Source organism: Pseudocitrobacter vendiensis (assembly GCF_943590815.1).
GTDB lineage: Bacteria > Pseudomonadota > Gammaproteobacteria > Enterobacterales > Enterobacteriaceae > Pseudocitrobacter > Pseudocitrobacter vendiensis.
Genome location: NZ_CALSBS010000030.1, coordinates 16,983 through 43,210, shown reverse-complemented (window position 1 = coordinate 43,210; position 26,228 = coordinate 16,983). Strand labels below are relative to the sequence as shown.

26 protein-coding genes are annotated in these 26,228 nt (G+C 54.5%); 8 read left to right on the top strand and 18 right to left on the bottom strand.

Annotated features, from left to right (window positions below; genetic code table 11):
* The first annotated feature begins 6 nt into the window (after positions 1-6).
* Positions 7-1,170: an acetyl-CoA C-acyltransferase FadA gene (gene fadA, locus NMC31_RS21960; protein WP_231825696.1), complete on the top strand. Its 1,164-nt coding sequence runs from the start codon at positions 7-9 to the stop codon at positions 1,168-1,170.
* Positions 1,171-1,253: 83 nt separating this feature from the next.
* On the opposite strand, the gene fre is transcribed toward fadA, so the two are convergent.
* Positions 1,254-1,955, bottom strand: a complete 702-nt coding sequence (fre, locus tag NMC31_RS21955) for an NAD(P)H-flavin reductase (RefSeq protein ID WP_253899078.1) — start codon at positions 1,953-1,955, stop codon at positions 1,254-1,256.
* Positions 1,956-2,049: 94 nt separating this feature from the next.
* Complete coding sequence (gene ubiD / locus NMC31_RS21950; RefSeq protein WP_015966403.1) at positions 2,050-3,534, bottom strand: 4-hydroxy-3-polyprenylbenzoate decarboxylase; 1,485 nt, start codon at positions 3,532-3,534, stop codon at positions 2,050-2,052.
* A 175-nt stretch (positions 3,535-3,709) separates the two neighbouring features.
* On the opposite strand from ubiD, the gene rfaH reads away from it, so the two are divergent.
* Positions 3,710-4,207 carry a transcription/translation regulatory transformer protein RfaH gene (gene rfaH / locus NMC31_RS21945; protein WP_149464903.1) on the top strand — a complete coding sequence of 166 codons (498 nt, stop codon included), beginning with the start codon at positions 3,710-3,712 and terminating at the stop codon, positions 4,205-4,207.
* Here the strand turns inward: rfaH and tatD are convergent.
* The 9 genes from tatD to udp form a co-directional block, all read right to left on the bottom strand.
* Positions 4,204-4,986 (bottom strand): 3'-5' ssDNA/RNA exonuclease TatD, encoded by a 783-nt coding sequence (tatD, locus tag NMC31_RS21940; protein ID WP_253899077.1) that lies wholly within the window; start codon positions 4,984-4,986, stop codon positions 4,204-4,206. The genes rfaH and tatD overlap by 4 nt on opposite strands.
* Before the next feature lie 39 nt (positions 4,987-5,025).
* Positions 5,026-5,802, bottom strand: a complete 777-nt coding sequence (tatC, locus tag NMC31_RS21935) for a Sec-independent protein translocase subunit TatC (protein WP_108476886.1) — start codon at positions 5,800-5,802, stop codon at positions 5,026-5,028.
* A gap of 2 nt (positions 5,803-5,804) precedes the next feature.
* Complete coding sequence (gene tatB / locus NMC31_RS21930) at positions 5,805-6,341, bottom strand: Sec-independent protein translocase protein TatB (protein ID WP_253899076.1); 537 nt, start codon at positions 6,339-6,341, stop codon at positions 5,805-5,807.
* Between the two features lie 3 nt (positions 6,342-6,344).
* The gene (gene tatA, locus NMC31_RS21925) at positions 6,345-6,599 is read right to left on the bottom strand and encodes a Sec-independent protein translocase subunit TatA (RefSeq protein ID WP_149464901.1); all 255 of its coding nucleotides are present in this window, start codon (positions 6,597-6,599) and stop codon (positions 6,345-6,347) included.
* Between the two features lie 78 nt (positions 6,600-6,677).
* Positions 6,678-8,318, bottom strand: coding sequence for a ubiquinone biosynthesis regulatory protein kinase UbiB (gene ubiB, locus NMC31_RS21920; RefSeq protein ID WP_149464900.1), 1,641 nt, complete (start codon positions 8,316-8,318; stop codon positions 6,678-6,680).
* Positions 8,315-8,920, bottom strand: coding sequence for a ubiquinone biosynthesis protein UbiJ (gene ubiJ, locus NMC31_RS21915; RefSeq protein ID WP_253899075.1), 606 nt, complete (start codon positions 8,918-8,920; stop codon positions 8,315-8,317). Before ubiJ ends, ubiB begins: the two co-directional genes overlap by 4 nt.
* A gap of 12 nt (positions 8,921-8,932) precedes the next feature.
* Entirely contained in the window at positions 8,933-9,688 is a 756-nt protein-coding gene (ubiE, locus tag NMC31_RS21910; RefSeq protein WP_015966411.1) for a bifunctional demethylmenaquinone methyltransferase/2-methoxy-6-polyprenyl-1,4-benzoquinol methylase UbiE, read from the bottom strand.
* Between the two features lie 95 nt (positions 9,689-9,783).
* A complete protein-coding gene (gene rmuC / locus NMC31_RS21905; protein WP_253899074.1) occupies positions 9,784-11,193 on the bottom strand; it encodes a DNA recombination protein RmuC in 1,410 nt (469 codons plus the stop codon).
* Between the two features lie 137 nt (positions 11,194-11,330).
* Positions 11,331-12,092 carry a uridine phosphorylase gene (gene udp, locus NMC31_RS21900; RefSeq protein WP_015966413.1) on the bottom strand — a complete coding sequence of 254 codons (762 nt, stop codon included), beginning with the start codon at positions 12,090-12,092 and terminating at the stop codon, positions 11,331-11,333.
* 251 nt (positions 12,093-12,343) lie between these two features.
* Here udp and NMC31_RS21895 point away from each other — a divergent pair, with 251 nt between their 5' ends.
* Complete coding sequence (locus tag NMC31_RS21895; RefSeq protein ID WP_253899073.1) at positions 12,344-13,150, top strand: dienelactone hydrolase family protein; 807 nt, start codon at positions 12,344-12,346, stop codon at positions 13,148-13,150.
* A 43-nt stretch (positions 13,151-13,193) separates the two neighbouring features.
* Here the strand turns inward: NMC31_RS21895 and metE are convergent, their stop codons facing one another.
* Positions 13,194-15,455 (bottom strand): 5-methyltetrahydropteroyltriglutamate--homocysteine S-methyltransferase, encoded by a 2,262-nt coding sequence (metE, locus tag NMC31_RS21890; protein WP_253899072.1) that lies wholly within the window; start codon positions 15,453-15,455, stop codon positions 13,194-13,196.
* A gap of 117 nt (positions 15,456-15,572) precedes the next feature.
* Here metE and metR point away from each other — a divergent pair, with 117 nt between their 5' ends.
* Positions 15,573-16,526, top strand: a complete 954-nt coding sequence (gene metR, locus NMC31_RS21885; protein WP_253899071.1) for an HTH-type transcriptional regulator MetR — start codon at positions 15,573-15,575, stop codon at positions 16,524-16,526.
* Here the strand turns inward: metR and bioP are convergent.
* The 3 genes from bioP to pldB form a co-directional block, all read right to left on the bottom strand.
* Entirely contained in the window at positions 16,414-17,313 is a 900-nt protein-coding gene (gene bioP / locus NMC31_RS21880; RefSeq protein WP_149464894.1) for a biotin transporter, read from the bottom strand. The two genes, metR and bioP, sit on opposite strands and share 113 nt — an antisense overlap.
* A gap of 85 nt (positions 17,314-17,398) precedes the next feature.
* A complete protein-coding gene (gene yigL, locus NMC31_RS21875) occupies positions 17,399-18,199 on the bottom strand; it encodes a sugar/pyridoxal phosphate phosphatase YigL (protein WP_253899070.1) in 801 nt (266 codons plus the stop codon).
* 41 nt (positions 18,200-18,240) lie between these two features.
* Positions 18,241-19,233 carry a lysophospholipase L2 gene (gene pldB / locus NMC31_RS21870; protein ID WP_253899069.1) on the bottom strand — a complete coding sequence of 331 codons (993 nt, stop codon included), beginning with the start codon at positions 19,231-19,233 and terminating at the stop codon, positions 18,241-18,243.
* A 110-nt stretch (positions 19,234-19,343) separates the two neighbouring features.
* Here pldB and rhtB point away from each other — a divergent pair, with 110 nt between their 5' ends.
* Both rhtB and NMC31_RS21860 read left to right on the top strand, forming a co-directional pair.
* Positions 19,344-19,964 carry a homoserine/homoserine lactone efflux protein gene (gene rhtB / locus NMC31_RS21865; RefSeq protein ID WP_108476899.1) on the top strand — a complete coding sequence of 207 codons (621 nt, stop codon included), beginning with the start codon at positions 19,344-19,346 and terminating at the stop codon, positions 19,962-19,964.
* A gap of 157 nt (positions 19,965-20,121) precedes the next feature.
* Positions 20,122-21,018: an Rpn family recombination-promoting nuclease/putative transposase gene (locus NMC31_RS21860; protein WP_253899068.1), complete on the top strand. Its 897-nt coding sequence runs from the start codon at positions 20,122-20,124 to the stop codon at positions 21,016-21,018.
* Positions 21,019-21,059: 41 nt separating this feature from the next.
* Here NMC31_RS21860 and rhtC read toward each other — a convergent pair whose 3' ends face one another.
* The 3 genes from rhtC to pldA all read right to left on the bottom strand — a co-directional run bounded on the left by rhtC (position 21,060) and on the right by pldA (position 24,555).
* Positions 21,060-21,680 (bottom strand): threonine export protein RhtC, encoded by a 621-nt coding sequence (rhtC, locus tag NMC31_RS21855; protein WP_253899067.1) that lies wholly within the window; start codon positions 21,678-21,680, stop codon positions 21,060-21,062.
* A gap of 60 nt (positions 21,681-21,740) precedes the next feature.
* Positions 21,741-23,570, bottom strand: a complete 1,830-nt coding sequence (gene recQ / locus NMC31_RS21850) for an ATP-dependent DNA helicase RecQ (RefSeq protein ID WP_253899066.1) — start codon at positions 23,568-23,570, stop codon at positions 21,741-21,743.
* A 118-nt stretch (positions 23,571-23,688) separates the two neighbouring features.
* A complete protein-coding gene (gene pldA / locus NMC31_RS21845; RefSeq protein ID WP_015966424.1) occupies positions 23,689-24,555 on the bottom strand; it encodes a phospholipase A in 867 nt (288 codons plus the stop codon).
* Positions 24,556-24,715: 160 nt separating this feature from the next.
* Between pldA and yigI the strand changes: the two genes are divergently transcribed.
* Both yigI and rarD read left to right on the top strand, forming a co-directional pair.
* Complete coding sequence (yigI, locus tag NMC31_RS21840) at positions 24,716-25,183, top strand: acyl-CoA thioesterase YigI (RefSeq protein ID WP_149464887.1); 468 nt, start codon at positions 24,716-24,718, stop codon at positions 25,181-25,183.
* A 50-nt stretch (positions 25,184-25,233) separates the two neighbouring features.
* On the top strand, positions 25,234-26,127 hold the full coding sequence (rarD, locus tag NMC31_RS21835) for an EamA family transporter RarD (protein WP_149464886.1): 894 nt from the start codon (positions 25,234-25,236) through the stop codon (positions 26,125-26,127).
* The last annotated feature ends 101 nt before the right edge of the window (positions 26,128-26,228 follow it).

Genomic DNA, 26,228 nt, shown 5'->3' with positions numbered 1-26,228 from the left:
GTCACAATGGAACAGGTTGTCATTGTCGATGCAATTCGTACCCCGATGGGCCGTTCAAAAGGCGGCGCATTTCGTCACGTGCGTGCGGAAGATCTCTCCGCGCACCTGATGCGTAGCCTGCTGGCGCGCAACCCGGCGCTGGAAGCGGCGTCTCTTGATGATATTTACTGGGGCTGCGTGCAGCAGACGCTGGAGCAGGGTTTTAACATTGCCCGTAACGCCGCCCTTCTGGCGGAAGTACCGCACTCAGTTCCGGCAAATACCGTTAACCGACTGTGTGGTTCATCGATGCAGGCGTTGCACGATGCCGCGCGCATGATCATGACCGGTGATGCGCACGCCTGTCTTATCGGCGGTGTTGAACATATGGGCCACGTGCCGATGAGCCACGGCGTCGACTTCCACCCAGGTTTAAGCCGTAACGTCGCTAAAGCGGCGGGCATGATGGGCTTAACCGCCGAAATGCTGGCACGGATGCACGGCATCAGCCGTGAGATGCAGGACGCTTTTGCCGCCCGCTCTCACGCACGTGCCTGGGCCGCAACCCAGTCCGGCGCGTTCAAAAATGAGATCGTCCCGACCGGTGGCCACGACGCCGACGGCGTTCTGAAACAGTTTAACTACGATGAAGTGATTCGACCGGAAACCACCGTTGAAGCGCTCGCAACGCTGAAACCGGCATTCGACCCGGTCACCGGCACGGTTACCGCTGGCTCCTCTTCCGCGCTTTCCGATGGCGCTTCCGCCATGCTGGTCATGAGCGAAAGTCGTGCCCGCGAACTGGGCTTCACGCCGCGCGCGCGCATTCGCTCAATGGCGGTTGTCGGCTGCGATCCGTCTATCATGGGTTATGGCCCGGTTCCGGCGTCTAAGCTGGCGCTGAAAAAAGCGGGCCTGTCGGTAAGCGATATCGACCTGTTTGAAATGAACGAAGCGTTTGCCGCGCAGATCCTGCCATGTATTAAAGATCTGGGGCTGACAGAACAGATAGACGAGAAGATCAACCTCAACGGTGGGGCGATCGCGCTGGGTCATCCGTTGGGATGTTCAGGTGCGCGTATCAGTACCACGCTGCTGAACCTGATGGAACGCAAAGACGCCCAGTTCGGCCTGGCGACAATGTGTATCGGGTTAGGTCAGGGGATTGCGACCGTATTTGAACGCGTATAAGTACTTGTAGGCCGGGATCCGGCCTACGAATAAATAGGTTAGTTGCCGTTCTTCCCGCCTGTCAGGGGCGGGTTTTTTATTGCTTAAATAAAGGCAAACGCATCGCCAAACAGGCGGTCTTCACGCGCCTGACGTTCATTGCAGAACAGGTCACGGGCGATTTTCGTCATCTCGAAACGGCCTGCAATATAGATATCATGCTCCGCCAGCGTACCGTAATCCTGCAATACTGCCGTCAGCACGGTACCGGAGCGGCCACGCCACTCATCATCAGGCTGCTCAACAACCGGGATAACATTCAGCTTCGGATGATTAACCGTTAACGCTTCCAGCTCGGCCAGGTCATACAGATGTTTCTCTTCACGACCGCCCCAGTAGATGGTGACATCACGGTTAGGGTTACGCTTCAGTGCAGTCAGCAGAATGGAGCGCACGTAGGAGAAGCCCGTACCGCCCGCGATTAAAATCAGCGGACGTTCTTCATCGTCGCGCAGCCAGGCTTCGCCATGAGGAATATCAACGACAATTTCGCAATCCTTCAGAATGCGATCCATAACCGCCATCGCGTACAGATTCAGCTCCGATGCGCCAATATGCAGTTCGATATAGTCCTGTTGATCCGGCGTGGAGGCCATGGAGAACGGACGCTTATCACGCTCATCCATCACGACCATTAAATACTGACCCGCCTGGAACGAGAATGGGGCTTCGGGTACTAAACGGACGCGATATACAGTGTCGGTGATGGCATCTACCGAGGTCACTTTACAGCTTAAAATTGTCATGCGCTCCCTCTGTCGGATCTTATAGTCATTTCAGGGTCTGAATAGTGCCCCAATCATCAGTGCCTGAACAGGCAGAACAGGCAGAACAGCCGCGCTAATCGCGTTTGCTGTCGCTAAAAATGGCCAGCTCATCCCAGATAGCGTCAATACGCGCCGTAACCGCCGGATCTTTTTTGATCGGACGCCCCCATTCACGTTGGGTTTCTCCTGGCCATTTATTGGTGGCATCCAGCCCCATTTTTGACCCCAGACCGGAAACCGGCGAGGCAAAATCCAGATAATCTATCGGCGTGTTTTCCACCAGTACTGTATCCCGCGCGGGGTCCATACGGGTGGTAATCGCCCAGATAACATCATTCCAGTCACGCGCATTCACATCATCATCGCAGACGATAACAAACTTGGTGTACATAAACTGGCGTAAAAACGACCATACGCCCATCATCACCCGTTTCGCGTGACCGGCGTACTGTTTTTTCATCGTAACAACCGCCAGGCGGTAAGAACAGCCTTCAGGCGGCAGGTAAAAGTCGACAATTTCCGGGAACTGCTTTTGCAGAATCGGTACGAAGACTTCGTTTAACGCCACACCCAACACCGCCGGTTCATCAGGCGGACGTCCGGTGTAGGTCGAGTGATAAATCGCATCATCGCGCTGGGTAATATGCGTGACGGTAAACACCGGGAAGTTATCCACTTCGTTGTAGTAACCCGTGTGGTCACCATAGGGTCCTTCCGGCGCCATCTCACCGATTTCGATATACCCTTCCAGCACGATTTCCGCGCTGGCAGGTACTTCAAGGTCGTTGGAAACGCACTTCACCACTTCGGTTTTAGTCCCACGCAACAAACCGGCGAACGCGTATTCCGACAGCGTATCCGGCACCGGCGTGACCGCGCCGAGAATCGTCGCAGGGTCGGCGCCCAGCGCCACGGAGACCGGGAATCGCTCGCCCGGATGCGCCGCGCACCACTCCTGAAAATCGAGCGCGCCGCCGCGATGCGACAACCAGCGCATAATCAGTTTGTTTTTGCCGATCACCTGTTGGCGATAAATGCCCAGATTCTGCCGCTCTTTGTGCGGGCCGCGCGTAACCGTCAGCCCCCAGGTGATTAACGGTGCCGCATCTTCCGGCCAGCAGGTCATCACCGGAATACGCGATAAATCAACGTCATCACCGGAGATAATTTTTTGCTGACAGGGCGCGCCACGCAGACGCTTAGTCGGCATGTTAAGCACTTGTTTGAAATGAGGGAGTTTATCGAAGAGGTCACGGAACCCTTTCGGTGGTTCAGGCTCCTTCAGGAAGGCCAGCAGTTTCCCCACTTCGCGCAGTGCGCTGACATCCTCCTGCCCCATCCCCATCGCCACGCGCTTTGGCGTTCCGAACAGGTTACACAGCACCGGCATGTCGTAACCCGTTGGGTTCTCAAACAGTAACGCCGGGCCGCCAGCACGCAGGGTGCGATCGGCAATTTCGGTGATTTCCAGGTGAGGATCTACAGGTAACGTAATACGTTTCAGTTCGCCCTGTTGCTCCAGCAATGTCAGAAAGTCGCGTAGATCGTGGTATTTCATGGGGAAATTAATGGCCTCCTGGTAAGCGCCTCATTATACGGCGAATGCGGCTGTGATGCTGTATTTTTGTTAAAATCACGTGAACCAATACGCTCGACTTATCGCTATCAGTTATCATCGCGATCGCATCACACTTTTGTTATGCTTGCACGCTACATTGTGGAAAAGAGTCATTATGCAAGCCTGGTATTTACTGTACTGCAAACGCGGTCAACTTCAGCGCGCTCAGGAACATCTTGAACGGCAGGCAGTGAGTTGCCTGACGCCCATGATCACCCTGGAGAAAATCGTACGCGGTAAGCGTACTTCAGTCAGTGAACCGCTTTTCCCCAACTACCTTTTTGTTGAATTTGACCCGGAAGTGATTCATACCACTACCATTAATGCGACGCGTGGCGTCAGCCATTTTGTGCGTTTTGGTATGCATCCGGCCACGGTTCCTTCCAGTGTTATTCATCAGCTTTCGGTGTATAAGCCGGAAGGCGTTACCGATCCCAGCACGCCGTACCCCGGCGACAGCGTGGTAATTACTGAAGGCGCATTCGAAGGTCTGCAGGCAATTTTCTCTGAACCTGACGGCGAAGCCCGCTCGATGTTGCTGCTCAATCTGCTCAACAAGCAGGTCATGCAAAGCGTGAAGAACACCGATTTTCGCAAAACCGACAGCAACTAAAACGTAATATTAAACAGTGCCTTGACGTTATTGTCAGTGGCGGATTCCAGCCACTGCGCCTCTTCGCCGCGCCAGTGGGCAATTTGCGTCAGGATGTGCGCCACGTAGGCAGGTTCGTTGCGTCGTGATTTCGGTTTTGGCGACAGGTCGCGCGGCAGTAAATAAGGCGCATCCGTTTCAATCATCAATCGCTCTGCCGGAATAAAGGGCAGCAGCTCGCGCAGTTCCAGCCCGCGACGCTCGTCGCAAACCCAGCCGGTTATGCCGATATACAGGCCACGGTCGACACAGGCCTGCATCTCTTCACGTGTGCCGGTGAAGCAGTGCAAAACCCCGCCCGGCAGCTTATTCAGCCACGGGTCGAGCAATGCCAGAAAACGGTCATGAGCGTCCCGACAGTGCATAAAGACCGGCATCGACAGTTCCGCCGCCAGTGCCAGCTGCGCGCTAAACGCCGCTTCCTGCTCTGCTGGGGTAGAGAAATTGCGGTTGAAGTCCAGCCCGCATTCACCAATCGCCACCACTTCCGGTTGCTGCGCCAGTTTACGGATGCTCGCTTCCACTTCCGGGTTCCAGCTGCTGCTATCGTGCGGATGCACACCCGCAGTGGACCAGCACCCGGCAAACCGCTGTGCCAGCCGTTGCGCTTCTTCGCTTTCATGTCGATTGGTACCGGTCAGCAGCATCCCACTGACGCCTGCAGCCTGAGCGCGGGCGATAACGTCATCGCGATCGTGGGAAAACTGCGAGCTGGTAAGGTTTACGCCAATATCAAACATCTCGGCTCCATACGAAAACCGCCCTGACGGGCGGTGATATTATTCTTCGTTTTTATCGGCTTCAGCTTCGGCTTCCGCATCTTCGTCACGCGTCGCTCGCTTGCCGGTATAGAAGCGGGCGAAGAACACGCCGACCTCAAACAGACAGTACATCGGTATCGCCAGCAAGGTTTGCGAGAAGACATCCGGCGGCGTCAACAGCATACCAATAACGAACGCACCAACCAGTACGTACGGGCGCTTTTTACGCAGATCTTCCGGCGTGGTCACGCCCACCCAGCAAAGCAGCACAATCGCTACCGGCACTTCGAAGGAAACCCCGAACGCGATGAACAGCGACATCACAAAATCGAGGTAGCTCTTGATATCGGTCGAGACCAGTACGCCCGCAGGCGCGGCATGCGTCAGGAAACCGAACGCCAGAGGGAACACCACGAAATAGGCAAAAGCCATACCGGTATAGAACAGCACCGTACTGGAAACCAGCAGCGGCACCACCAGACGGCGTTCATGCTTATACAGTGCAGGCGCAACAAAGGCCCACACCTGATAAAGGATCACCGGGGCCGACAGGATAATCGACACCATGAAGGTCAGCTTGATGGGGGTGAAGAACGGTGATGCGACATCCGTTGCAATCATCGTCGCCCCAACGGGCATCTGCCGGATGAGCGGTGCAGAGACCAGTTGATAGATATCGTTGGCGAAATAGACTAACGCCAGAAAAATGATGAACACCGCCATGATGCTGTTAAGCAGACGCTTACGCAGTTCAATCAGGTGCGACACCAGCGGTTGAGTATCTTCTACGCCCATGTTTACGATTTATCACTTGATGCAGGGGATGAATCAGGAACGGAGGCGGTTTTTTTCTCTTTTTCAGAGTCACCAACCGCCGCCGCTTCTGGCGTGTGGGTTTCAGCGGGGGATGGTACCTGCTCGTCGGTACTGGCCCGATGTTCGGCCGTCGACGGGGTAACCCCGGCGCGCTGTTCCTCGCTGTCCTTCACTATCGGGTTATGGATAGTGTTGGCTTCATCACTCGCCTTTTCAGGATCGTGGATGGAGTAAGAGCGCTTCATAGATTCCGCCGCTTCACGCAGCTCATCCATCGACGCCTTCAGCTCTGGCGATAGGGTATCCAGGCTCGCTTTCTCCACTTTTTTCAGGCTGTCCTGAAATTCCTGAAGTTTAAGCTCCTGGGTCAGCTCGTTTTGCACCGTTGTCGCCAGAGAGCGCAGCGCGCGAATCCAGCCAACAACCGTTTTAACCGCAACCGGCAGACGTTTTGGCCCCAACACGACAAGGCCAATCACGAATACCAGCAGCAGTTCACTGAAACCAATATCAAACACGAATTACACCTGCTCGTTGTCGTGGCGTTTCGCTTCGTCTTTTTTCACGTCTTCCTGCTTATCAGTAATTGATTTTGCAGTGAAGTCCGCATCCTGAGTCGACTTGTCTTTCTTGTCATCGTCATCACCCATGGCTTTCTTAAAGCCCTTGATGGACGCGCCCAAATCAGACCCCAGCGAGCTCAGCTTTTTAGTCCCGAAAAGCAGAACCACGATAACGACGATAATCAGCAACTGCCAAATACTAATACCACCCATACATCTTCCTCTGTGATAGATGATGAAATAACCATTGACGCATTATACGTATGCGCCCTCGTGATAGCGATGCAAAATTCAGCGCGTTTTACGCCAGCCAGCGAACCATACCACCAGCCCCGCGCCCATGAGCCACGCGGGCATGAAGCCCCATTCCGGGCGATTTATTAGCAGTAGTGTACCGCTCAATAATAAAACAGCACCTATACCAAAGAGATACCGTGACTGACCCTGACGGGTACGATGCACGGTGATGTCGCCGGCAAGCTTATCCAAACTGCTCTGTAAATGTTTGCTCTGGCGCAAACTGTCGTACACCAGTTCCGGTAATTCGGGCATTTTTTCGATCCAGAACGGCGCTTTTGCTTTCAACGCGCGAACCAGCGCCGGAATACCTATCTGATCTTTCAGCCAGGATTCCAGGAACGGCTTCGCCGTTTGCCATAAATCGAGCTGCGGATAAAGCTGTCGCCCCACGCCTTCCACGTAAAGCAGCGTTTTTTGCAGCAGCACCAGCTGCGGCTGCACTTCCATGTTGAAACGGCGCGCAGTGTTAAATAAGTTTAGCAACACATGCCCGAAGGAGATTTCCGCCAGCGGTTTCTCGAAGATAGGTTCACAAACGGTACGAATCGCGAACTCGAAATCTTCAACGTTGGTATCCGGCGGTACCCAGCCAGAATCAACGTGTAACTCGGCCACTTTGCGGTAGTCTCGGTTAAAGAAGGCGATGAAGTTCTCTGCCAGATAGCGCTTATCTTCTTTATTCAGCGAACCAACAATCCCGCAGTCAATGCCGATATATTGGGGATCTTCCGGATGCTCATAGCTGACAAAAATATTGCCCGGGTGCATGTCTGCATGGAAGAAGCTGTCGCGGAAGACCTGGGTGAAGAAGACCTGCACGCCACGCTCGGCCAGAAGTTTCATGTTGGTATTTTGCTTCAGTAACGCTTCGGTATCCGACACTGGAATACCGTAAATGCGCTCCATCACCATCATGTTTTCGCTGCAATAGTCGGAGTACACTTCCGGCACATAGAGCATCGGACTGTCTTCGAAATTGCGCCGCAACTGAATGGCGTTCGCCGCTTCGCGCAGCAAATTCAGCTCATCAATCAGCGTTTTTTCATAGTCGCGCACCACTTCAACCGGGCGCAGGCGACGACCATCCGGCAGCAGGCGAGGAACCCAACGCGCCAGACGGTAGATAAGTTTCATATCCGCTTTGATAACCGGCAGGATATCCGGGCGAATGACTTTGATCACTACCTCTTTGCCATTCTCTTTCAGACGCGCAGTGTGCACCTGAGCAATCGACGCGGATGCCAGCGGATTAATATCAAAATCGTCAAACCAGCTTTCGATAGGGAGATCCCCCATCGCTTTTTCCATCAGCTTTTGCGCCTGTAAGCCGTCAAACGGCGCAACGCGGTCCTGAAGCATACTGAGCTGGTCGGCAATATGCGGCGGGAAGAGATCGCGGCGGGTAGAGAGCATCTGGCCGAGTTTGATCCAAACCGGGCCTAACTCCTGCAATGCCAGACGCATGCGTTCACCCAGCGGGCGGTCTTTGTGGCGATTTGGCATCCAGAACAACATCCGACGCCAGATTCGCAGCGGCAGGGTGATGCGCATTTTGGGAATGAGCTCATCGAGCCCGTAACTCAAAAAGGTGTGGATGATAAAATACAGGCGCCGTAATTCTCCTGGCGTCATTTCCCCTCCAGTTTTTCCAGCCGCTTCATCAGCGCTTCAACGGCGCGTTCCACGGCCATTGTCTCTTCAGCGAACCAGGCTAATTCCAGCGCGCCGGGCGCCAGTCGCCACTCTTCGGTGACGGCCTCCGCCACGTAATGCTGTTGGCGAGCCAGACCTTGCTGCAGGAACTTCGCGCCGCCGCGCAGGACTTTACTGACGCCTTCGGCGGCGATATCACCGGTATAGGGCGCCAGCAACTCTGCCGGGTCAAACTCGGCCAGGTCGGCCAGCGCGACAAGGTTTTGTACGACCTGGATGTCACCCTGCACTTCCAGGTCACCGTTGCGGATGAGCGCCGTCAGTTGCTGACGATTACGCAGCTGCGGCAGGACGCCGATACGCGTCGCAACTGTACAGTCGGCCTCGCCTTCCCACGCCCCCAGCACATCGACCTGCCGCTCGCTAAACACCAGCACCAGCGGCGTCGTGAACTCTTTGAGTTCAACGCGCAGCACTTTTCCCACCAAACGTTGCCGGGCAGGCTTAAGCGCCCGCTCACGCCACAGAAAAGTGTTCAGCGCCGTTTCGATGCCGGCAGTCACTAAGGGTTTTAAAGGCATCTGGCCCTCCTGTCAGAACTTATAGCCACGATGCAACGCCACAATGCCTGCCGTCAGGTTGAAGTACTCAACGCTATCCATCCCGGCATCCTGCATCATCGCTTTCAGGGTTTCCTGATCGGGGTGCATACGGATGGATTCCGCCAGATAGCGGTAGCTTTCTGCATCATTCGCCACCATTTCACCAATGCGCGGCAGGATGTGGAAGGAGTAAGCATCATAGGCTTTGCTCAGCGGTTCGATGATCGGTTTTGAGAACTCAAGCACCAGCAGGCGACCACCGGGTTTCAGTACGCGATACATCGAGCGCAGCGCTTTTTCTTTGTCGGTAACGTTACGCAGACCGAAAGAGATAGTGATGCAGTCGAAAGTGTTATCCGGGAACGGCAGCGCTTCGGCGTTCGCCTGTACATACTCCACGTTGCCAATAACGCCGTGGTTGCGCAGCTTTTCGCGCCCCATTTTCAGCATAGAGTCGTTGATATCAGCCAGCACGACGCGACCGGTTTCTCCCACCATGCGAGAGAACTTCGCCGTTAAATCACCCGTACCGCCTGCCAAATCGAGGACGGTCTGCCCACGACGAACGCCGCTACAGTCAATGGTAAAACGCTTCCATAAACGGTGAATACCAAACGACATTAAGTCGTTCATCACATCGTATTTTGCGGCCACAGAGTGGAAAACGTGAGCGACCATGTCTTCTTTCTGGGATTTGGCGATTGTCTTAAAGCCAAAGTGCGTCGTGTCTTGTGATTCCTCAGCCATCTCTAAGCCTGCTTATAAAGAAAATGTTCATGGAGTGTAACAGATTGGGCGCAATTGCCCTACGATTCAACCCCGTCACACTCCCTCAAACGGGGTTAACCGTTACCTGCGGCCAGGGGATCGTCATCCTCAGAATCAATCCCTTGCCGCAAACGAAACTCATCATCCTGCGCCGTAGCCTGCTCGACTAAATCCGGATTAATCTCGCGTTTCACCTCGACACCGAGGTGACGGAACGCTTCCGTTTGCGCCAGCAGGTTCCCGCGCCCGGAAGAGAGTTTCTTCATCGCCTGACGATAGTTGTCCTGCGCTTTATCCAGGCTCTGCCCAATGGCGGACATATCATCAATAAACAGGCGCATTTTGTCGTACAGACGGCTGGCCCGTTCAGCGATCTGCTGCGCATTACGGCTCTGGTGCTCATAGCGCCAGAGATTGGCAATGGTACGCAGTGCTACCAATAAAGTAGTAGGACTTACCAGCATAATGTTATTTTTTAAAGCTTCATTGATCAGTTCGGGCTGTCGGTCTAATGCCAGCAAAAAGGCGGGTTCGACAGGGATAAACATCAGGACGTAGTCCAGCGATCGTAGCCCCGGAAGCTGTTGATAATCTTTTCGACCCAGCAGGCGAATATGATTACGCACCGCCGCGATGTGCTCCTGGAGCGCCAGTTCACGGGTGTAATCGTCTTCGGCATTGAAATAGCGCTCATAGGCCACCAGCGTCATTTTGGCATCCACCACGACATCCTTTCCCTGTGGCAGGCGAACAATGACGTCCGGCTGCATGCGGGCGCGGGTATCGGTTTCGATACTGACCTGAGTTTCGTATTCGTAACCCTCCCGCAGGCCAGAAGCTTCCAGTACGCGCGTCAGCACCACTTCGCCCCAGTTGCCCTGAGTTTTATTGTCGCCTTTTAACGCGCGCGTCAGGTTGACGGCTTCACGCGTCATCTGTTCATTCAGCTGTTGCAGATTACGAATTTCATGGGCAAGCGTATGGCGCTCTTTTGCTTCCTGACCAAAGCTGTCCTGCACCTGGCGACGAAAACCATCAAGCTGCTCGCGCAACGGAGTAAGCAAACTGTTGAGGCTTTGACGGTTTTGCTCATCAACCCGACGATTGCTGTGTTCAAAGATACGATTCGCCAGGTTTTCAAACTGCTCGCTCAGACGCTGCTCGCTGTTGATCATCTGGCGAATTTTGTCCTCAGCATGGTGTTGCGTGGCTTCAAGTCGGGTGGTCACTTCACGCAGATCGGCCTCCAGCGAGGTGTTGATTTCACGCAGGCTGCGCAGTTCATTATTCAGCAGCTCACACTCCTCGCGCCAGTGCGCGTTTTGCGCCAGCTGCTGCTTCGCAGCGCTCAGTTCGCCGTAGATATCACGTTCTTCGACCAGTTGTTCCGCCCGCTGCTGCGCCACACGATAGCTCGCGGCCAGCCAGCCCAGCGCCACGCCCGCCAGTGCAACCAGAAAATAAATAAGAATGGCGATATCCACAATGCCCCCTGCATGAACGACTTACGGCAAAAATAGAATTGTGCTGTATAAATGTCCAGTTTGAAAGGGTTTTCCTGCGAGGAGGTACGCAAAATGAAAAAGGCCGAACGTGTCGGCCTTTAAGAAGAGAAGAAGGTTTACAGCAGGCGGCGGGCCGCTTCCACAACGATTTTCACCGCGTGGCTTTCGGTTTGTTTCATCGTCTCAGCGTTCGGGATCTCCTGCTGAGTACGGTTCACAATCACGCCTGCAACCATCCCTGCGCGCAGCCCCTGGCTGGAGCACATGGTCAGCAGCGTCGCGGATTCCATCTCGTAGTTCATCACGCCCATCGACTGCCACTCTTCCATGGAGCCTTTGAAGCGGCTAACCACGCGGCCAGAGAAGGTATCGTAGCGTTCCTGACCCGGATAGAAGGTGTCGGAAGAGGCCGTTACGCCAACGTGGGTGGTCGCGCCAATCTCTTTGGCTGCCGCCACCAGCGCGGTGGTGCAGTCGAAATCCGCTACTGCCGGATATTCCATCGGTGCAAAGTGCAGGCTCGCGCCGTCCAGACGAACGGATGCGGTGGTGACCAGTACGTCGCCCACATTGATATGCGGCTGAATCGCACCGGTAGTGCCGACGCGCAGGAAAGTGCGGATACCCAGTTGGGCCAGCTCTTCAACGGCAATAGAAGTGGATGGGCCGCCGATACCGGTGGAGCATACAATCACCGGCTTGCCATCAAGTTCAGCACGCCAGGAGGTAAATTCGCGGTGAGATGCCAGTTTGACCGGCTTTTCCATCAGCGCGGCGATCTTTTCCACACGCTCTGGATCGCCAGGGACGATAGCGAGCGTAGCCCCTTGTAAATCATTTTTGGTGAGGCCGAGATGAAAAACATCAGACTTAGACATAGAAAACTCCTCTGTGGATCGGGTTTGTCAGAAGAAGCAAAAAGCCACTTTACAGAAGACGAAGGCAACATTTCGTGACCGCCGTCACCTGGAGTCAAAAATATTGCATTAGATTCCACGCAAAAAGTGATTCACATCACATTAACAAGTTATATCTTCCGTTGTTGCACAAAAATCGCCCGTCTTCAGGCACTGTGATTTGTCTATATTAAAGAAGCGCTAAAAGCTCATTTAAAGGTACGGAGAATGCCATGACCAACAACCAACCTGGATTTGCACCTGCCGCATCCCCTCACGCCGCTACTGCCGTTCATACTTCTGACGAGGCGATTATTGCCGGCGAGACCTCTATTCCGTCTCAGGGCGATTTACTGCCCGCTTACCACGCGCGTCCAAAACAGAGCGATGGCCCGCTTCCGGTGGTAATCGTAGTGCAGGAGATTTTTGGCGTCCATGAACATATCCGCGATATCTGCCGTCGCCTGGCAAAAGAGGGCTATCTTGCCGTCGCGCCGGAGCTCTATTTCCGTCAGGGTGATCCCAATGATTATGCCGATATCCCGACCCTCTTTAATAATCTGGTCATGAAAGTCCCTGACGCACAGGTGCTGGCCGATCTTGACCACGTTGCCAACTGGGCATCACGCAATGGTGGGGATGCCAGCCGCCTGATGATCACCGGCTTCTGTTGGGGTGGCCGCATCGCCTGGCTGTATGCCGCGCATAACCCGCAGTTAAAAGCCGCCGTCGCCTGGTATGGGAAATTACTGGGCGATAAATCACTGAATTCACCGAAACATCCTGTCGATATCGCCGTCGATCTCAATGCGCCGGTACTGGGTTTATACGGTGGTCAGGATACCGGCATTCCGGTTGATACGGTGGACACCATGCGCCAGGCGTTGCGCGCTGCGAATGCCAAAGCGGATATTATTGTTTACCCCGATGCCGGGCATGCGTTCAATGCGGATTATCGTCCGAGCTATCATGAGGAATCTGCGAAAGATGGCTGGCAGAGAATGCTGGCGTGGTTTGCGCAGTATGGCGCGAAAAAATAAACGCTTTGCCCGGTAGCGCTTTCGCTTACCGGGCCTGGTAAACTTACCCTCGACGCAGATTCTGCGCCGCTTGCACCATGTTCGCCAGCGCCGCGCGCGTCTCTGGCCAGCCGCGGGTTTTCAGGCCACAGTCCGGGTTGACCCACAGGCGTTCCGCCGGGATGCGCTGTTCGGCTTTCTTCAGCAAGGCTTCAATCCATTCCACGCTCGGTACGTTCGGTGAATGAATGTCATATACGCCAGGCCCGATTTCGTTTGGGTAATCAAACTCTTCAAACGACTCCAGCAACTCCATGTCGGAACGCGAGGTTTCGATAGTGATCACGTCTGCATCCAGCGCGGCAATGGAATCCATGATGTCGTTGAACTCGCAGTAACACATGTGAGTGTGGATCTGGGTATCATCTTTTGCCACAGCAGCATTGATACGAAAGGCTTCAACACCCCACTCCAGATACGCGTCCCAGTCACTACGACGCAGCGGTAAACCTTCGCGCAACGCCGGTTCGTCAATCTGAATAATACCGATTCCTGCTGCTTCCAGATCCGCCACTTCATCGCGCAGCGCCAGCGCAATCTGTTTGGCGATGGTTTCACGGCTCACGTCTTCACGCGGGAACGACCAACAGAGAATGGTCACCGGGCCAGTCAGCATCCCTTTCACCGGCTTGTCAGTCAGCGACTGCGCATATTTTGCCCACTCCACGGTGATCGGAGCCGGGCGGCTGACGTCACCAATAACAATCGGCGGTTTCACACAGCGGGAACCGTAGCTCTGTACCCAGCCGTTTTGCGTAAAGACGAAGCCGTCCAGATGTTCGCCAAAGTATTCCACCATGTCGTTACGCTCGGCTTCGCCGTGAACCAGGACATCAAGCCCTAAACGTTCCTGCTCCACAATGGCCTGTTTAATCTGCTCCGCGATCCCTGTGCGATAGTGATTCGCGTCAAGGTTCCCCTTTTTGAAATCCAGGCGGAGAGTACGAATTTCCGTGGTTTGCGGGAAGGAACCAATCGTAGTGGTCGGCCATGCGGGCAGGTTAAAACGCGCACGCTGGGCTTGCGCTCGCACGTCATAAGCATTTGCACGCTGGCTATCCTGCCGGGTAATGGTCGCCAGACGTTTTGCTACCGCCGCATTATTAACGCGGGTTGAGTGACGACGCGCCTGAATCGGGGCGCTCCACGCTGCCAGCGCAGACGTATCACCGCTATTGAGCGCATCGCGCAACAGCGCCAGTTCTTCACATTTTTGCAGAGCGAAGGCAAACCAGCTTTTCACCTCCGCATCCAGACGCGTTTCCACACTCAGATCGATTGGGCTGTGCAGCAATGAGCAAGACGATGCCACCCACAGCGAGCGTTTGCCGACGATCTCGCGGATTTGTGCATATTTTTCCGTAAGATCGGCGCGCCAGACGTTACGTCCGTTAATCAACCCGGCGGAGAGCACCCAATCGGTAGGCAAGCGCTTATGCAGTTCGGCAACATCATCTTTGCCATGAACCAGGTCAACATGCAGGCCCTGGATCGGCAGAGCAGTAATGGTCTCCAGATTAGGTGTGACGCCCTCAAAGTAAGTCGTCAACAGCAATTTCACCTGCCCCTGAAGAGCATCATAAGTGGATTGATAGGCTTCCCGCCACGCCTGCGGCAGCTCCAGCACCAGCGCCGGTTCATCAATCTGTACCCACTCAATATCGCGTTTTGCCAGTTCGCTCAGCACCTGCTGATAAACCGGGAGAATGTCTTTGAGCAGGCTCAGACGGTCAAACACTTCACCTTTAACTTTACCCAGCCACAGATAGGTCACCGGCCCCAGCAGCACAGGCTTCACTTTATGGCCCAGCGCCAGCGCTTCGTCGACCTCATCCAGCAGTTGCATCCAGGTCAGTTTGAACTGCTGACCTTTAACAAATTCAGGAACCATATAGTGATAGTTAGTGTTAAACCATTTGGTCATTTCCGCTGCCGCCGCTGGTTCGCCGGTGGGGGCGCGCCCACGGCCAATACGGAACAGGGTGTCGATATCCACCGATCCATCGCTGTTCTGATGACGAGCCGGAACGTTACCCAGCATCAGGCTGGTCGTCAGAACATGGTCGTACCAGGCGAAGTCGCCCACCGGAAGCAGGTCAATGCCTGCCTGTTTTTGCTGATCCCAGTGACGCGTGCGCAGTTCACGCCCCACTGACAGCAGTTCTTCCTGAGTCGAGTTGCCCGCCCAGTAACTTTCTTGCGCCTTTTTCAGCTCGCGACGCAGGCCAACGCGAGGGAAACCGAGGGTGTGATTAAGAATTGTCATAGTATGCCTCTTATGGAATTTTCATGTTTTAGCCGTCCAGATGTTTACACATCCATAATTGGCGGTTACTGTATATTCCTCAAGCGCAAATTGTTCATGCCGAAGTGAAGGACTTTCATGATCGAAGTTAAACATCTGAAGACGCTACAAGCGTTGCGGAACTGCGGGTCGCTCGCCGCTGCGGCGGCCACGCTGCATCAGACTCAATCCGCCCTTTCCCACCAGTTCAGCGATCTGGAACAGCGCCTTGGCTTTCGGCTATTTGTACGTAAGAGCCAGCCGCTGCGCTTTACGCCGCAGGGTGAGATCCTGCTCCAGTTGGCAAACCAGGTGCTGCCGCAAATCAGTCAGGCGCTTCAGGCCTGCAACGAGCCGCAGCAGACGCGTCTGCGCATTGCCATTGAGTGTCATAGCTGCATTCAGTGGCTGACGCCTGCACTGGAGAACTTCCATAAGAACTGGCCGCAGGTGGAGATGGATTTTAAATCGGGTGTCACGTTTGACCCGCAACCTGCGCTGCAGCAGGGCGAGCTGGATCTGGTCATGACCTCCGATATTCTGCCGCGCAGCGGGCTGCACTATTCGCCGATGTTTGATTATGAGGTGCGTCTGGTTATCGCGCCTGACCATCCACTGGCGGCAAAAACGCGCATTACGCCGGAAGATCTCGCCAGCGAGACGCTGCTGATTTATCCGGTACAGCGTTCGCGCCTGGATATCTGGCGTCACTTTCTGCAACCGGCGGGTATCAGCCCGTCGCTGAAAAGCGTCGATAACACGTTATTGTTGATTCAGATGGTTGCCGCGCGAATGGGGATTGCCGCGCTGCCGCATTGGGTGGTAGAGAGTTTTGAACGCCAGGGTCTGGTGGTGACAAAAACGCTGGGCGAGGGTTTATGGAGCCGGCTGTACGCCGCTGTGCGCGATGGCGAGCAGCGTCAGCCGGTCACGGAGGCGTTTATTCGTTCAGCGCGGAACCACGCGTGCGATCATCTTCCGTTCGTGAAGAGCGCGGAGCGACCCACTTTCGATGCACCCACAGCGACGCCAGGATCACCAGCGCGCCTGTAATGAATGTCGGCCAGTGCGGCTGTTGATGCCAGATAGCCAGGTTAACCAGCAGCCCCGCCGGCACGTGCATATTGTTCATGATGCCCAGCGTTCCGGCATCTACCTGAGTTGCGCCATAGTTCCACATAAAGTAGCCAATTCCGGAAGCCACCACGCCAAGAAACACCAGAATGCTCCATTGCAGCGTGGTCTCCGGCATCTTCTGAGCGTTGCCCAGCAGCGACCATGCCACAATCGCCACCAAAAACGCGCCAAGATAGAACCACGCAAAAGCGTTATGCTGCGGCATTGGGCGGATTTCCATCAGACGTTTGTATCCCACCATGCCAATCGCAAAGGTGATATTGGAGAGCTGCACCAGCAGCAGGCCGGTCCAGAAATGGTCCGTCACCTGATCGTAGCGAATAATCCCCGCACCAATCACCGCCAGCAATGCGCTGAACGCATAGCCCCAGCGCAGGCGGCGCTTACTCATCAGGTCATAAATCAGGGTGATATAGAGCGGCGTCAGCACGGTAAACAGCAACAGTTCGGACACCGTCAGGTAGAGATACGCGCGGAAGCTGAGCATATACATCACGCCAAGCTGCATCGCACCCACCAGCATATACAAGCTGACCGTTTTCAGGCTGTTGCCACGGGTGCGCAGAAACGGCAGAAATACGAGTGCTGCCAGACCAACGCGCACCAGTACGGCAAAATAGCTGTCGACGTGCCCGGCCAGATACTCACCGTAAAAGCTAAAAGAGAAGGCCCACAGAAGAGTGGTGATAATGAGTAGCGCCACAATGAATGTCTCTCAGGAAGATGAACACGCATTGTAGCGAAGAGAACGGTTGACGACTGAGCAATAAACACTCAGTCGTCATTTTTTAAGCAAGATAGAGCTTACGCAGGTAGTGCGGCACCGCGTCATCGGCATTAGAGCCAATCACTTCCAGTTCCGGATGCAGATCCTTCAGACGCTGATGTGCCCCGGCCATGATGCAGCCCTTACCCGCCATCGACAGCATTTCGGCATCGTTCATACCATCGCCAAAAGCAATGCAGTCTTGCAGGCTATAGCCCAGTTTCTTCGCTACCGCTTCCAGCGCGTGGCCTTTGGAGACGCCGCCCGCCATCACTTCCAGACAGGTCAACGTGGAGAAACTCACATTCACGCGATCGCCCCAGCGCGCGTTAATCGCCTGCTCCAGCGGCAGTAAGACTTCGTGGCTATTACTGGTGAAGAAGACTTTGCTGACGCCTTCCGGCTCCAGCAGGCCAGGCTCAAAAAGTTGATAGTTGAACACCGCTTCTTTGAAGAAACGCATCTCTTCCGGGCGATGGCGATTCATAAACCACTCGTCGTCGCGATAAACGTTGGTGATGATATCGGGGCTACTGTGCATCACACCAAAGAGATCGGCGGCAATATCACGATCGAGATTGTGAGCAAACAGCAGATTACCGTCAGTGTCATGCACGCGCGCGCCGTTAGAGGTGATCATATAAGCCTGAATCCCGAGATTATCGCGGATCTGCCCTACGTCGATATGATGGCGGCCGGTCGCAAACACAAAATGAAGCCCTTTTTGGGTCAATAATTTCAGTGTCTCTTTCGCATACGGCGTTAAGCGGTGGTCGGGAGCGAGGAGCGTGCCATCTAAATCAGATGCAACAACCTGGTACATAAGAGAATTCTACCTTTAAGCCTGGCGGCATAAATGCCGGTTTAAGTATGTCGATAGAAAAAATCGACGATAGCATTGAGTGCGACCGAGCGCATGGCGTCCTTTTCAAAAAGGATCTCATGATACGCGCCCTGTATGACAAGCGGTTTACCCCCATCACAGGGATGCCCCGCCGTTGAGCGAAGTTCACAATAGCGGTCATGCATGCGGTTATCCACCACACGCTCTTCTTCCGCCTGAATGATAAGCGTCGGCAGCGTATCGTGGGGCGCACCGGCAATGATGTGCTCACCGGCAATGATCCCCTCGCGAACCCAGTGATAGGTGGGACCGCCCACGCGCAGACGCGGTTCATCGGCATAAAAACGCAGGTTACGCCGATAACGCTGGCGACTGTGCGTCAGAACGTTAAGGCTAAACGGCAGCGCTCGCCAGCGCCCGGTGCCAATGGCATACCCTTCCCGAAGACGCTGATGGCCCTCAGCCCAGTCGAGAATATGGCGAACCATCCATTCAGGCAGGCGCATGATAATACCGAACATTGGGGCACAAAGCGCGAGTGCGTCACACTGATGCGGATAACGCTGTAAAAAAAGCGTGGCAATCGCGCCGCCCATTGAGTGCGCGAGAATAAACCGCTTACGCCAATGACCGGGCGCGACCTCCTGTTCCCAGAATGCCGCCAGATCGTCAACGTAGTCGCTGAATTTTACCACATGACCGCGATGGGTATCCGACAGCATTCGGCCTGAACGCCCCTGACCACGGTGGTCGATAATCAAGACATCAAACCCACTGTGGAAGAGGTCGTAGGCCAGTTCGGCATACTTAACGTAACTTTCGATACGGCCCGGGCAAATAACCACTACGCGATCGTGATGCGCAGAGCAAAAACGCACGAAGCGCACCGCAACGTTATCCACGCCGTGAAATTCCGCTTCTTCACGCTGACGCCAGAAATCCGTCAGCGGCCCCATCGCAAACGCGGCAAACGCGTTTTCTCTTGTTTCCCAGTCCTTTTGCTGCTGAAACATCGGGCGTCCACCCCTGCTAACCGCTGAAAATCGTTTTTTTGTGAGGCCTGACACAACCTTCATACAATAGCGTATTGTGGCATAAAAAACAGATAACCAGGGAGATTCTCATGACCTTTGAGTGGTGGTTTGCTTACCTTCTGACATCCATAATTCTCAGCCTTTCGCCGGGCTCCGGCGCGATCAATACCATGACGACATCCATTAGCCACGGCTATCGCGGCGCGGTCGCCTCCATCGCCGGGTTACAGACCGGGCTCGCGATTCATATCGTGCTGGTTGGCGTTGGCCTGGGGACGCTGTTCTCCCGTTCTGTGCTCGCTTTCGAAGTGCTGAAATGGGCGGGCGCAGCCTATCTTATCTGGCTCGGCATCCAGCAATGGCGCGCGGCGGGGGCAATTGACCTCAACACCCTCGCACAATCGCAGTCACGCTCAAAGCTCTATCGACGTGCGGTGTTTGTGAATCTGACCAACCCGAAAAGCATCGTCTTTTTGGCGGCGCTGTTCCCGCAGTTTATCGTGCCCCATCAGCCGCAGGTGATGCAATATGTGGTGCTCGGCATCACCACCATTGTGGTCGATATTATTGTGATGATTGGCTATGCCACCCTCGCACAACGCATCGCGAGCTGGATCAAAGGCCCACGCCAGATGAAGGCGCTGAACAAAGTCTTTGGTTCGTTGTTTATGCTGGTTGGCGCGCTGCTGGCGTCGGCGAGGCATGCGTGAAAGGGAAGCATGCCCGCAAATTTTAGTGAACGGGAAAAGACGTTAACACCCGCATTCGAGGAAGCTCGGAACCTGCACTGAAACTTTTTTTTCGCGCTGTTACCGCGCTCATCTCAGTGCCAGAATGCCGCCAGATTTCACACATGGATGATGAAAAATGGCGGATGCAACCACTCCTCATGATGCAGTCTTTAAAGCATTCTTATCCCGGCCAGAAACGGCGCGCGACTTTATGGAAATTCACCTGCCCCCTGCGCTGGTAAACCTCTGTCGCCTCGACACGCTCCATCTGGAAGCTAGCAGTTTTGTAGAAGAGAATCTCCGCCAGTATTACAACGACGTGCTCTATTCGCTGGAAACCAGTAAGGGAAGCGGGTATGTGTATGTTTTGATTGAGCACCAAAGTTCACCGGATGAAAATATGGCCTTTCGTTTGCTTCGCTATGCCATTGCCACCATGCAGCGTCATCTGGAAGCCGGGAACAAAACCCTGCCGCTGGTGATCCCGATTCTGTTTTATCAGGGCAAGCGCAGCCCTTACCCCTGGTCAATGAACTGGCTCGATGCTTTTCCGGATCCGGACACCGCGCGCGAGCTCTATTTTCACGCATTTCCCCTGGTCGACATCACCCTGATCCCCGATGAGGAAATCATGCAGCACCGCAGCATGGCGGCTCTGACGCTGGTTCAGAAGCATATCCGCCAGCGCGACATGGCGACGTTGCTGGATAAACTGGCGCAGCTATTGACGTTAGAGCAGATGAGCGGACAACAAATCCGCACCCTGGTAAAATACATGATGCTGGCAGGTGAAGAAAAAGACGTTCAAACATTACTGTACGGGCTGGCACAGCGCGTGCCGCAACATGGAGAAGAACTGATGACTCTGGCGGAAAAATTATTGAGTGATGGAAGACGGGAAGGTCGTAAAGAAGGTAAGCAGCTCGCCCTTCTCGACGTCGCGAAAACTATGCTGCAACGCGGCTTTGATTTTCAGACCATCATGGAAATGACCGGTCTTTCGCAGGATGACCTTAAGCAGCTTCAGCACTAAGACGGCTACCCACCCCGATATGTTCGGAGTGGGTCAATGGGTTAGCGCGAAATAATCAAATGAATGCCGAAGCCCGCGAACAGCGTACCGGCAAAGCCATCGATCCACTTCGCCGCTTTCTGATATCCACGACGCATCGCCGGCAGCGCAAACAAGCTTGCCACAACAGTAAACCAGGCAAGCGTTTCAAGGATAATCATCAGGAAAATGCCCCAGCGCGCATCCGCTCCCACGCTGTCGCCAACGAACAGTGAAAACACAGAGCCAAAATAGATAATCGCTTTCGGGTTCGCCAGGTTGGTCAGCAGGCCTTTCATAAAACTGCGGCCACTTTGCGCCAGTTCGACTTGCGGTTCCGGTGCGGCGTGATTCTCTTTTTTCAGCGCACCACGCAGCATCTGGTAACCCATCCAGCACAGGTACAAGCCACCACCGACCATAATAATAGTGTGTAGCCACGCCATTTTTTCGATGATCAGGTTCAGACCAAGCAGCGCCACGCCCGCCCAGACCATCACGCCACAGGTAATGCCGAGTACGCCCATCATCGCTTCTTTGCGGGAGCGACTGATCGCGGTCTGCGACACGAAAAAGAAGTCCGGGCCCGGGCTCATCAACGCAATGATGTGCACCAGCGCCACTGTCAGAAACAGAGTTAACATAACGTACTCGCGGGAGATAATTCAGTGAGTAACCATATTGGCACTTTTTAGCGCGGTTGACTACTCATCATCGTCGCCATCCACATGTGCGCGGATCAGTGCCATAAACTCTTTACCAAAGCGCTCCAGTTTTCGCATCCCCACACCGTTGACGCTGAGCATTTCGCTGGCGGAAACCGGCATCTGCTCCGCCATTTCAATCAGCGTCGCATCGTTAAAGACCACGTAAGGTGGGATGTTTTCTTCATCGGCGATGGCTTTACGTAGCTTGCGCAGTTTGGAAAACAGTTTACGGTCATAATTGCCCACTGCGGCTTTCTGCATCACGCGCGGTTTCAGGGCGACAATACGCGGTACCGCTAGCATCAGCGGCATCTCACCACGAACAATGGGCCGCGCGGCGTCCGTGAGCTGTAAGGCGGAGTGCTGGGCGATGTTCTGCATCGCAAAGCCCAGATGAATCAACTGGCGGATCACACTCACCCAATGCTCATGGCTTTTATCGCGCCCCATGCCGTAGACCTTGAGTTTGTCGTGGCCAAACTCGCGAATACGCTGATTGTTAGCGCCGCGAATCACCTCAACCACGTACCCCATCCCGAAGCGTTGATTCACTCTATAAATTGTTGAGAGCGCGATCTGCGCGTCATTCAACCCATCGTACTGCTTTGGCGGATCGAGACAGATATCGCAGTTACCGCATGGCTCCTGACGCCCTTCGCCAAAGTAATTCAGTAATACCAGACGGCGGCAGGTTTGCGCTTCGGCAAACGCGCCCATCGCGTTGAGCTTATGCCGTTCGATATCCTGTAGCGGCCCGGCGGGTTTCTCTTCCAGACAACGGCGTAGCCACGCCATATCTGCCGGATCGTAAAACAGCATTGCCTCCGCGGGCAGGCCATCACGCCCGGCGCGGCCCGTTTCCTGATAATAAGATTCAATATTACGCGGAATATCGAAGTGCACGACGAAGCGCACGTTAGGCTTGTTGATGCCCATCCCGAACGCCACGGTGGCGACCACGATTTGCAGGTCATCACGCTGGAATTTTTCCTGCACCTCTGCCCGCACGGCGTTATCCAGCCCGGCGTGATATGCCCCGGCACTGATACCACGGCTTTGCAGACGCGCAGCGGTGTCTTCTACTTTCGCCCGGCTATTACAGTAGATAATGCCGGACTTGCCACGTTGCTCCTGCACGTAACGCATGAGCTGATCGAGCGGCTTAAACTTTTCCATCAACATGTAGCGAATATTGGGGCGGTCAAAGCTGCTGATTTGAATAAGTGGGTCATTCAGCCCCAGCAGGCGAACGATATCGCGACGCGTCGTGTCGTCGGCGGTCGCGGTGAGCGCCATAAACGGCAGCGCCGGGAAGCGCTGACGCAATTGGCCTAATGCGGCGTATTCCGGGCGGAAATCGTGGCCCCACTGTGAAATACAGTGCGCTTCATCAACGGCCAGCATCACCGGGTTCCAGTGGGCGAGATGCTCCAGGAAATTATCCAGCATCAGGCGTTCCGGGGCGATATAGAGCAGGCGAATCTGCCCGGTACGACAGCCCGCCATGACTTCCTGCTGCTGCTCACGACTCTGCGTTGAGTTGATGCAGGCCGCCGCCACGCCGTTGGCGATTAACTGATCGACCTGGTCTTTCATCAACGAGATCAGCGGCGATACCACCACCGTCAGGCCATTCAGCACCAGCGCCGGAATTTGATAACAGAGCGACTTGCCGCCGCCTGTCGGCATCACCACCAGGCAATCGCGTCCTTCCAGCACGGTATCAATGATGTTTTCCTGGCCCGGGCGGAACTGCTGGTAGCCAAAGGTTTCCTGCAAAACCTGTTTAGCCAGCGATTCCTGATTCAAAACTTCCGCCTGTGCCACATTGACTCCGATTACTGAAAAATAAAAACAGGCGCTATTTTCAGCGCCTGCGTTCTAAACTGCAACGTTTTAGACGAATTCCTTCGGGCATGCTCGCAACATCATGGGAAAGCCCGTGTTAAAACAGATCGTTAAGCATGACACCCACACCCACACGGGTTTGATTGAAGTTGTAGTCAATCAGCGATTCGCCGTAGCCGCTGTACACCTGGGTATAAAGACGAACGTGCTTGCTGATAGGATAGCTCACGCCCACTTCCGCACCGCCGTAACCGGTATTCCAGTTATATTGCCCCTGCGCACTCAGTACCGCGTCACCCAGTTGATAACCAACTTTCAGACGATAGTAGCCCATGTATTTGGTGATATCCGGGTTGTCGTTGGAATTTCCCACCACATACCAGGGTTTCACCTCAACCAGCCAGTTGCCATTCTGCGCCATCAGGCGTGTATACAAGCGGTTCCAGCTACGAGACGTTGGGTCTGAGCGACCATTTGAATCATGGTTGAAACCAAATTCAACATCGCGCAACGTCCAGCCTTCCCATGAATAATCCGTCGCAAAGCCCAGGAACAACTGCGGTTCATAGTTGGTTTCGCGGAACGGCGACGATTCACCGCTGTTCGACAACTGCCACCAGGAACGCTGGGTATACGACGCGCCCAGCACCGAGTTATCGCCCAGAATGCCACGCCATAACGGGAAGGCCAGGCTGAGCTGAAACTTCACTTCATCTTTACGCGCATGCTCGGCCCAATCGTAGGAACTGATCGCTTCTTTATTGAGATCGCTGGTCCAGGTGTAAAGCAGATAGTTGCTTTCATAAGGATAGAGCGTGAAGGGATTATCATGTTCCTGCAGCAAGTTAGCCATGATACTGCCTTTTACGGCAGGCGTGTCGTGAACCGATTTAATTGTCGCTTCCTGCGCGAACGCTGAAACAGGCAGCACTGCCGCCAATAACCAACTCCGGGTGAGCTGCATCAGTCATGTTCTCCTGAACAAAAGATTTTTATAGTGAATGTTTGAATATCACTCATTTTACATACTTAAGCATTTAATGCTCAGTAATCGATTCCTAATGTAGAAAACAACATTTCATAGGCATAAAATCAACATTTCATTAACCAATGATAGGATTGTTATGTCTTCTGAACTCACTGCCGATGCCGCGCTGAAGCTGGTCGGTGAAATCTTTGTTTATCACATGCCGTTCAACCGGGCGCTTGGCCTGGAGCTGGAACGTTATGAAAAAGACTTCGCCAAACTCAACTTTAATAACCAGCCGATGATGGTGGGTAACTGGGCGCAAAGCATTCTGCACGGCGGTGTGATCGCGTCTGCGCTGGATGTCGCGGCAGGCCTGGTCTGTGTGGGCAGCACATTGACGCGCCACGACACCATCAACGAAGAAGAGCTACGTCAGCGTCTCTCACGGATGGGTACCATCGATTTACGCGTCGATTATTTGCGTCCGGGACGCGGTAACCGCTTCACCGCGACCAGCACCCTGCTGCGTGCAGGCAATAAAGTCGCCGTCGCGCGCGTAGAGCTACACAACGAAGAGCAGGTCCACATCGCCAGCGCCACCGCGACATATATGGTGGGATAAACAGTAAAATCGGGTAAAATCAGTTTACTTTTTTGTAACGGATGACTCCGATGGATGCCAAACAGACGCGGCAGGGCGTGCTTCTCGCCCTCGCCGCCTATTTTATTTGGGGGATCGCTCCGGCGTACTTCAAGCTTATCTACTACGTGCCTGCCGATGAGATTCTGACGCACCGCGTGATCTGGTCCTTCTTCTTCATGGTGGCGCTGATCAGCATCAGCCGTCAGTGGTCGACGGTGAAAGCGCTGCTGCAAACGCCGAAGAAAATCTTCATGCTGGCGCTCTCCGCCGTGCTGATTGGCGGTAACTGGCTGCTGTTTATCTGGTCGGTGAACAACCACCATATGCTGGAAGCGAGCCTGGGCTACTTTATTAACCCGCTGGTGAATATTCTACTGGGGATGCTGTTCCTCGGTGAGCGCTTCCGCCGAATGCAATGGCTGGCGGTGGCCCTCGCTGCCTGCGGCGTGCTGGTACAGCTCTGGACGTTTGGCTCGCTGCCGATTATTGCGCTCGGTCTGGCGTTCAGCTTCGCCTTCTATGGCCTGGTGCGCAAAAAAATCGCTGTCGATGCGCAAACCGGCATGCTGTTTGAAACCCTGTGGCTGCTGCCGGTCGCGGCGATTTATCTGTTTGGCATTGCCGACAGCGCCACCAGCCATATGGGCAGCAACAGTTGGTCGCTGAATCTGCTGCTGATTGCCGCAGGCGTGGTGACGACGATTCCGTTGCTCTGTTTCACCGGTGCGGCCACCCGTTTACGCTTATCGACGCTGGGTTTCTTCCAGTATATCGGCCCAACCCTGATGTTTATCCTGGCGGTGACCTTCTACGGCGAAACGCCGGGTGCCGATAAAATGGTGACATTTGCGTTTATCTGGGTAGCACTGGCGATCTTTATTATGGATGCGGTGTATACGCAGCGACGGGGACGTCGGGGATAACCGTGTGCCGGATGGCGGCTTCGCCTTATCCGGCCTACGTTTTGGCGCTATGTTTGAACGGGGAAGTAGGCCTGATAAGCGTAGCGCCATCAGGCAACGAA